Genomic DNA, 7,649 nt, shown 5'->3' on the forward strand with positions numbered 1-7,649 from the left:
TACCATCAGCGGTAGCCTATAGGCAACCATTACGGCACGGCGTAAGAAGGAGCAGCACATGGCAACGACCACCGAAAACACCTGCGCGGCAACACCGATGAGCGTTCATGCGCGAGCGATCGCCGCAAGCATCGAGCAGTGGCGCCGAGCCTGCGACCTCGCAGGCAGTGTCGACGCTGAACATGACGCGGCTGCCGCCCTTGTCGGGCTGGTCGAGCAAGCGATGCCCGAGCTGGCGCGCACCGAGGTTGTCGAGCGGTCGTATCTGGTCCGCCGGGTGCAGCGCTACGTCGGCCCGCTGCCCGAGCAGTGGGCAGCGATGGACGATTCCGAGCGCGACCAGTACGTCTGCGACCACTGGCTGGCCATCGAGGAGTTCGACGAGCACATCGACGACGACCAGCTGACCCTGACGATCGTGAAACCCGCGCAGTGAGCAGCTGTCCCGCGCCGACCGGGCGCACCGCCGTCGTAGTGCCGCCCGCGGCGACCTCGCCGGTAGGCTCAGCCACGCCGAGTGCGCCCGCCGACCTGGCGGGCGATAGGGGAGGAGGAGCCGTCATGGCCGTCGACATCGACGAACCTGCGTTGCTACGCGCTCTCGGAGAAGCGATCACGACCCGCCGCGAGGAACTGGGCCTCAGTCAGCGGGCCCTGGGTCTCGAGGCCGGCGTCGAGCGCAACATGCTGCGCGGCGTGGAAGACGGATCGCGGCGAGCAACCATCATCACCCTGGCGCGCATCGCCAAAGCTCTGAAAATGCCGGCCTCGCAGCTACTTCATAAGATCGGGCACTGACCTTCCCTGCATGGGGTGACACGCGGCCTCGGACCCAGGACGGAGGGGAGAGGGACTGCACAGTAGGGGGCCTCACCGCCCTCCCCTCCGATCCTGTGAGAACGGTCTTCGGCTGGGTGTGGCAACTCAGAAGAACGCGTCGCCACATTAGCAAACCGGATCTTTGCTGTAGTCGACAACTGGGCAAGCATGTTCGCGGCGCGCGAGCCAGCTGCGGTCAGACGCAGTCACAAGTAGCCAAAGCTGCTGGCGTGCAACGAACAACATCACCATCGGCGCGCTCTAAGAGCCACCAATGTGATCCGGTTCGCTGTTGCAAATGTACATCAGCCGGGGCGTTCGGCCCCGTGATTCCCGTTCACTATCGTCACTGGTGACGAAAGATAGTGCTATACACCGCAATTCGCCGAAGATGTACCTTACGACGTCGTAGCTGGTGATCCGCTGTGCTGCCGCTCCGCCATCAGAGGTAGCGCGGGGGATCGACTCTTGGGTCGTCGTCGACGGTATCGATCCTCGAGTCGGCAAGGGTGTCGGTGATTGCGGCGGCACTGGCACCGATGGTGGCGAAGTGCGGGTCGGCGACGCACCATGCACGATCGGCCAGCCATGTCACCTAGGGCAGGCTCGAATCTTGGCGGCAACGCCAATTGCTGCGGCCGTGTGGTGTATCGATCCTCGATTGTCGCCGAGTTTCGCCAGCTGGCGCGCCATGCCTAGATGAGCGGTGACGTGCCGTCGGCGGTTCGTCGTGCAGAGGCCATGTGCTTCGGCGAAGAAAGTGTGCGCTGAGTGGGGTGTTGGCGCCCGCCGGACGTCTCGCATGGCCTTTCGGTACCGGCGCTGCTCATCATCGACGTGCTCGAAACCTGTGACCACCCGAAACGCTCCCTTGTCGGCGAGGTTCACTATGACCCCTGTCCACATCGACTCTAAATACTATCTCCATTAGTAGGGAGCGTTCTAGGGGTTGCGGTGCCGAGTTTCTTGGGGCATGCAGGCGGATGTTCCGGTCATACTTGGGTGCAGTGCCGTGTGGCGAGGGAAGAAGGATTGATGGAGAACGGTCCCAGCGAGTTGAACACCGTCGGCGCCTGGCGCGAGATGGGTTGGCGCTGATGAGCATGGCGGTGGTGCTGGTGGCTGCAGCGGCTCTGCTGGGTTGGTGGTGGCCGCGGTGGATGGTGCGTATCCAGCCACGCATCGATGCTCGGTGGGTGTTGGTGGCGTGGCCGGCCGCCCAGGCGATGTTCACGGCGTTGTGGGTCGCTGCGGTGTCGGTGCTGGTGGTGCCGAACCACTTCGGCGTGCATAAGTTGTCGGCGGTGGCCTCCTGCCTGCGTGTGTTGTCTCATGGCGCGCCGGCCCAGGTGGAGACCGTGGCTGGGGTAGCGGTGCTGGCCAGCACGGTGGCGGCGGCCGTTTGGGTGGTGTCCTTGGTGGCACGTGCTGCGGTCGCAATGGGCCGGGCACGCGAGCACTATCTGCAAGCGTTACGTCTGGTTGGCCAACGTTGTGATCGGTTTCCTGATGTGTGGTGGCTCAGCGATCAGCGGCCGATGGCCTTCTGTTTGCCGGGCCGCAACGCGGGGATCGCTGCGACGACGGGTTTGCAGGACGTTCTGACCGGCGCTGAACTGAATGCTGTGATGGCTCACGAACGCGCACACCGACGCCAGCGGCATCACGCGATCGTGTTGCTCGCTGGGGTTCTGGGCCGAGCGTTGCCGTTCATTCCGCTGTTCGCTCGCGGTGCTGATGAGGTGGCGACACTTGTCGAGCAGGCCGCTGATGCACGGGCGGCCGAACAGGTCGGCACCCGGACAGTGTGCTCGGCGTTGGGAACGCTGGCCCGATCGGCCGGGTCGTCGGATTTTCCGGCGGGGGCGTTGTCGATCAGTGATTCTGCGAGTGTGACGCCGCGTTTGCACCGGCTCTATGACGGTCGGCGATGTGTGTCACGTGGTCACCACGCAATGGCCGCTGCCACGGTTGCAGGGGTTGTTGTCCTACCTACCGTCGTCACCGCCACCGGCGCCGTGTCGGCGCTGGTGGCGGTAGCTTGCCTGCTGTGATGGTGAAAGCGAGCGTGTCATTTGCTCGAGGCCGTCGGGCGGGTGCGGCTGGGCCACTTACAGGCCGGCGAGTAGTCGCTGCATCTCGGCGATCTCCGATTCCTGGTCGGAGATGATCTTTCGCGCCAGTGCGATGGCTTCGGGGTTCTTCCCGTCCTGGATCTCGGTCTTGGCCATGGCGACGGCGCCGCGGTGGTGCTCGATCATCTGTGTGAGGTAGAGGCGAGCCGCCGCGGTTCCCTGGGCCTCGCGCAGCTGTTGGAACTGTTGTTCGGTCATCATTCCGGGCATGTCGTGACCGCCCATTGACGGCGACATCGATTCCCCGGCACTCATCTGACTCATGTCGTGGCCCTGCGAGCTCGAGCTCATCGAAGCTCCCCACGTGGTCACCCAGGACTTCATCTGGTCGATCTCGGGCTGCTGGGCGGCTTTGATCTGCTGGGCCAGTCGGACGACCTCGGGATTGATGTCGTTCTTGTCGAGCAGGATGTTGCTCATCGTGATCGCTTGTGCGTGATGGGAAATCATCTCCTGGGCGAAGGTCATGTCGGCCGCGTTGTGCTCGCCCATGTCGGCCGCAGACGATGGTGCCGCTATCGAGGTGGTGGTGACCATTCCCGTCATCGAGGAGTGGTCTTGTCCCTCGGAGTCGGAACAGCCCGCCAACACCAGCAGGCCCGCCGCTGATGCCCCGATGATGATGCGCGCGCGCTTTGTCGACATCTGTCCTCCTTGTTTCAGACGCCCCGCAAGGTGGCGCTTCGATAACAATTCTACTAGCCACGATAGTAGTTCGGTGCGGTTCGGGCCCTTGCCTTTCCCCTACTGACCTGCGGGAAGCATGTCTCGCGACGAAAATCACGGCTGCAGTCGTGGGAACTTGTGTGACTGGTGGGGCTGGTGGTGTGCGTGGTGTGATGCTGGGCGTCGCTCTCTCGGCGTGGACTTTCGGCATCGATTCGATCCGCCCGAGTGGTGGTCGACGTCGACGTCAGAAGGGTTCGACGGTATGCACATGGTGGTGGCTTCGTTCGCGGGCGCAGTGAACGGGCGGTGGATGCTCATGGTGGTCGCGGTGGCGACGGCAGTGGGTGTGGCGTGGGCGCCGGTGCTGCCCGCGGCGGCCGCACCCGATGACCATGTCGCCCGGGAGCTGGTGGTTCTCGTGCAGGACACGGTCAAGGCGGCGCTGGGCGGTGCGGCGGCAGCGAGCTTGGGTGAGCCGATCAAGCATGCGTCGTCGTGTTTACGTGATCATGCGCAGTCCGGGAGCAGCGACAGCGGCAGTGTGGCCGCGTTGGAGTGTTTCGGCGCGTTTGGTTCGACTGTCGATCCGCTCAGTGGCTTTCGCATCATCGATGCGTTGCCGCTGGCTCGTCTGGTGGCAACGTTGGTGGCGGCGTTGGTGCCGCACGATCCCAGCGTCCCGCATGGGCCGCAACCACAACCGGGGGCTCCGGGTGCTGCGGTGCCGGGGAGCGGGGGTGCGGTGGCGCCTACTGCCGGCTCGATCACCTCGACGTTCGGGGATGGGCGCGGCCATCAGGGCATCGACATCGGCAACGATCTGGGTGCTCCGATTGTCGCGGTGGCCGATGGGGAGATCATCACCGCCGGCCCAGCGCAAGGCTTCGGCTTGTGGATGCGGATCCGCCACGATGACGGCACGATCACCACCTACGGCCACAACGATGAGAATCTGCTCGAGCAGGGCACCCGGGTCCGGATGGGACAGATCGTGGCCACGGTGGGCAACCGCGGTGTGTCGACCGGCCCGCACCTGCATTTCGAGGTTCTCGATCCCGCCGGGGTGAATGTCGATCCCGCACAGTGGCTGGCCGAGCGTGGGGTGGTGCTGGCCGTTGATGCCGAGGCCGAACGCCCGGCCCCGGGCGGGCCGGTGGTGCCGCAGTGGGTGCGACAGCCACGGACGTGAGCGGATGCGTCCGCGCCGAGGGTCGGGCGTGATCGGTTGTGCGGGTGGGGATCAGGAACGGACGAGTCGGGCGATGGCGGCGGAGGCTTCGGCGATCTTGTCCTCGGCGGTGGCGCCGCCGGCCTGGGCGGCGTCGAGGACGCAGTGTTTGAGGTGGTCGTCGAGCAGGCCGAGCGCGACACCTTCGAGCGCCTTGGTCAGCGCCGATATCTGGGTGAGGATGTCGATGCAGTATTGCTCTTCATCGACCATGCGGTGGATTCCGCGGGCTTGGCCCTCGATGCGTTTGAGTCGCGCGAGGTAGCGGCTTTTGTCACTGATGTAGCCGTGCGCGGTATGTGCGCACTCGTTCTCCGGTGCGGACGATGTCGTCATCGGACAATCATCTCCTTTTCAAGGGTCTGTTTCCTTACCCAGTGCTGGCTGTGGGGCGGGTGTCGTGCAGCGCGTGGGTGGTGCTGGTCTGCGGGCGTAGGTCCAGGCGGCGCAGGAGCTGGGCGTTGAGAGCCACGACCACCGTGGACGCCGACATCAGGATGGCACCGACCGACATGGGCAGCACGAATCCGATCGGGGCGAGGATCCCGGCAGCCAGTGGCACCGAGATCAGGTTGTATCCCGCTGCCCACCACAGGTTTTGCTTCATCTTGCGGTAGCTGGCCTTGGACAGTTCGATCACCGAGAGCACCGAACGCGGGTCATCGCTGGCGAGGATGACTCCGGCCGAGGCGATCGCGACGTCGGTGCCCGCGCCGATGGCGATGCCGACGTCGGCTTGAGCGAGTGCGGGGGCATCGTTGACGCCGTCGCCGACCATGGCGACTTTGCGGCCCTCGCGCTGCAACTCGGCGACCTTGTCGGCTTTGTCCTCAGGGCGCACCCCGGCAAAGACCCGGTCGATACCGAGCTCTGCGGCGACGCTGTGCGCGACCGCTTCGGCATCACCGGTGATCATCACTACCGCCACGCCCACTTGGTGCAGGGCGTCGACGGCTTGGCGGGACTCCGCACGTACTTCGTCGGCGAGTTTGATCGCGCCGACGACCTCGTCGTCACGCACGACGTGCAAGATGATGGCCCCGTCGGCGCGCCACTGCTCGGCGATGGCGAGTTCGTGCCGGCGGTGCTCCTCGAGCATGCGCGGCCCGCCGACCCGCACGACCGTCCCTTCGACATGGGCGCTGACCCCGACCGCGGGTGAGGAGGTGAACTCGGTGGCCGAGGGGATCTGCAGGGCCCGGTCTCGGGCGGCGGCGACAATCGCCCGGGCCAGGGGGTGTTCGCTGTCCGCTTCGGCGGCGGCAGCGGCGGCCAGCACGTCCTCGGCGTCGCTACCAGGGGCGGGCTCGACGGCGATCACAGTCGGTTCCCCCTTGGTGAGGGTTCCGGTCTTGTCGAACAGCACTGCGTCCACGGTGCGCATAGCTTCCAGGGCGAGGCGGTCTTTGATCAGCACTCCCCCGCGGGCAGCGCGTTCGGTGGCGATGGCGACCACCAGCGGTATGGCCAGCCCGAGCGCGTGCGGGCAGGCGATGACCAGCACGGTGATCGTGCGGATGACCGCGTCATCGGGTTGACCGATCACCGTCCACACGATCGCGGTGATGACCGCAGCGGTCAGTGCGAACCAAAACAGCAGCGCGGCCGCGGAATCGGCGAGGCGTTGCGCACGTGACGACGAATTCTGGGCGTCGGTGACCAGCCGCTGGATACCGGCCAACGCAGTGTTCTCACCGGTCGCGGTGACTTGCACGCGTAGACCGGAATCGGTGGCCACCGTTCCGGCGACGACCGGATCACCTACGCCACGGCGGACGGTGCGCGATTCACCGGTCACCATCGATTCGTCGACCTCGGCGGTTCCGTCGATGACGCGGCCGTCGGCGGGAACGCTGGCACCAGGGCGCACGATCACCACATCCCCGACCTGCAACTGCGCCGGGGCCACAATGCTGATCTGTTCACCGTCGACGCGTTCGGCCTCATCAGGCAGCAGTGCCGCCAACGAGTCCAGCGCCGAGGTCGTCTGGGCCAGCGACCGCATCTCGATCCAATGCCCCAGCAGCATGATGACGATCAGCAGGGCCAGTTCCCACCAGAAGTCCAGTTCATGGTGCACAACCTCGAGACTGGCTCCCCACGAGGCGACGAAGGCCACCGTGATCGCCAGAGCGATCAGCAACATCATGCCCGGTGTGCGCGAGCGTAATTCACTTACGGCCCCCGACAGGAACGGACGCCCGCCCCAGGCGAACATCACCGTGCCCAGTACCGGGGAAATCCATTGGACCACTCCGGTATCGGGCAGCTGATAGCCGATGAGCATGGCAAACATCGGTGAGAACGCGACGACCGGCACTGCGAGGACGAGCATGATCCAGAACAACTGCCGGAACTGGCCCACATGGTCACCATGCCCGCCGTGCCCGTGACCGCCGTGACCGGCATGACCACTGTGACTGTCGTGACCGGCGTGGTCGTCGGAACCGTGATGGCGTTGTCCGGCAGAGGAATCGGGGTGGTGATGTCCGGTGTGATCGAGCACCGCCTCGTGGTGCTCAACCTGGCCGTGGTGGTGCTGATCGGCGGCCGTGTGACCGGCGTGTTCAGCAGAGGTGTGCTCGTTCATGACGCCACCTTATACCCCTGGGGGGTATGTGTCGAGGGTGTGTGGAAGGTGCGGTTGTCGTCACCGGGTGTGGTGCGTGCGGTGAAGGCACGAAGCCGCAGGCTGTTGCTGACGACGAACACGCTGGAGAAGGCCATCGCGGCGCCGGCGAGCATGGGGTTGAGCAACCCGAGTGCGGCGAGGGGGATGGCGGCGACGTTGTAGGCGA

Annotated in this window: 9 protein-coding genes; 4 read left to right on the forward strand and 5 right to left on the reverse strand. The window is 65.4% G+C overall.

Features of this window, described 5'->3' with window-relative positions:
• The first annotated feature begins 58 nt into the window (after window positions 1-58).
• Window positions 59-436 (forward strand): hypothetical protein, encoded by a 378-nt coding sequence (locus KB201_RS17025; RefSeq protein WP_211539930.1) that lies wholly within the window; start codon window positions 59-61, stop codon window positions 434-436.
• A gap of 125 nt (window positions 437-561) precedes the next feature.
• Window positions 562-798: a helix-turn-helix domain-containing protein gene (locus KB201_RS17030; RefSeq protein ID WP_035755500.1), complete on the forward strand. Its 237-nt coding sequence runs from the start codon at window positions 562-564 to the stop codon at window positions 796-798.
• Between the two features lie 463 nt (window positions 799-1,261).
• Here the strand turns inward: KB201_RS17030 and KB201_RS17035 are convergent, their stop codons facing one another.
• Window positions 1,262-1,414: a hypothetical protein gene (locus KB201_RS17035; protein ID WP_211539931.1), complete on the reverse strand. Its 153-nt coding sequence runs from the start codon at window positions 1,412-1,414 to the stop codon at window positions 1,262-1,264.
• A gap of 502 nt (window positions 1,415-1,916) precedes the next feature.
• Here KB201_RS17035 and KB201_RS17040 point away from each other — a divergent pair.
• Window positions 1,917-2,873 (forward strand): M56 family metallopeptidase, encoded by a 957-nt coding sequence (locus tag KB201_RS17040; RefSeq protein WP_211539932.1) that lies wholly within the window; start codon window positions 1,917-1,919, stop codon window positions 2,871-2,873.
• Between the two features lie 57 nt (window positions 2,874-2,930).
• On the opposite strand, the gene KB201_RS17045 is transcribed toward KB201_RS17040, so the two are convergent.
• Window positions 2,931-3,599 carry a DUF305 domain-containing protein gene (locus tag KB201_RS17045; protein WP_249145849.1) on the reverse strand — a complete coding sequence of 223 codons (669 nt, stop codon included), beginning with the start codon at window positions 3,597-3,599 and terminating at the stop codon, window positions 2,931-2,933.
• Between the two features lie 286 nt (window positions 3,600-3,885).
• On the opposite strand from KB201_RS17045, the gene KB201_RS17050 reads away from it, so the two are divergent.
• On the forward strand, window positions 3,886-4,812 hold the full coding sequence (locus tag KB201_RS17050; RefSeq protein WP_035755502.1) for a M23 family metallopeptidase: 927 nt from the start codon (window positions 3,886-3,888) through the stop codon (window positions 4,810-4,812).
• Between the two features lie 51 nt (window positions 4,813-4,863).
• Here the strand turns inward: KB201_RS17050 and KB201_RS17055 are convergent, their stop codons facing one another.
• The 3 genes from KB201_RS17055 to KB201_RS17065 form a co-directional block, all read right to left on the reverse strand.
• Window positions 4,864-5,187 carry a metal-sensitive transcriptional regulator gene (locus KB201_RS17055; RefSeq protein WP_035755503.1) on the reverse strand — a complete coding sequence of 108 codons (324 nt, stop codon included), beginning with the start codon at window positions 5,185-5,187 and terminating at the stop codon, window positions 4,864-4,866.
• A gap of 34 nt (window positions 5,188-5,221) precedes the next feature.
• Entirely contained in the window at window positions 5,222-7,441 is a 2,220-nt protein-coding gene (locus KB201_RS17060) for a heavy metal translocating P-type ATPase (protein WP_035755504.1), read from the reverse strand.
• A partial coding sequence (locus KB201_RS17065; RefSeq protein WP_211539933.1) for a hypothetical protein occupies window positions 7,438-7,649 on the reverse strand: 212 nt, incomplete at its 5' end. The genes KB201_RS17060 and KB201_RS17065, both read right to left, overlap by 4 nt.

The sequence above is a fragment of the Gordonia sp. SCSIO 19800 genome, from assembly GCF_018132775.1.
Lineage (GTDB): Bacteria > Actinomycetota > Actinomycetes > Mycobacteriales > Mycobacteriaceae > Gordonia > Gordonia hongkongensis.

Bases quoted from the DNA above. Each gene is read 5' to 3' on its own strand.
- KB201_RS17025 (WP_211539930.1), top strand. From the start codon at position 59: ATGGCAACGACCACCGAAAACACCTGCGCGGCAACACCGATGAGCGTT.
- KB201_RS17030 (WP_035755500.1), top strand. From the start codon at position 562: ATGGCCGTCGACATCGACGAACCTGCGTTGCTACGCGCTCTCGGAGAA.
- KB201_RS17040 (WP_211539932.1), top strand. From the start codon at position 1,917: ATGAGCATGGCGGTGGTGCTGGTGGCTGCAGCGGCTCTGCTGGGTTGG.
- KB201_RS17045 (WP_249145849.1), bottom strand. From the start codon at position 3,599: ATGTCGACAAAGCGCGCGCGCATCATCATCGGGGCATCAGCGGCGGGC.
- KB201_RS17050 (WP_035755502.1), top strand. From the start codon at position 3,886: ATGCACATGGTGGTGGCTTCGTTCGCGGGCGCAGTGAACGGGCGGTGG.
- KB201_RS17055 (WP_035755503.1), bottom strand. From the start codon at position 5,187: ATGACGACATCGTCCGCACCGGAGAACGAGTGCGCACATACCGCGCAC.
- KB201_RS17060 (WP_035755504.1), bottom strand. From the start codon at position 7,441: ATGAACGAGCACACCTCTGCTGAACACGCCGGTCACACGGCCGCCGAT.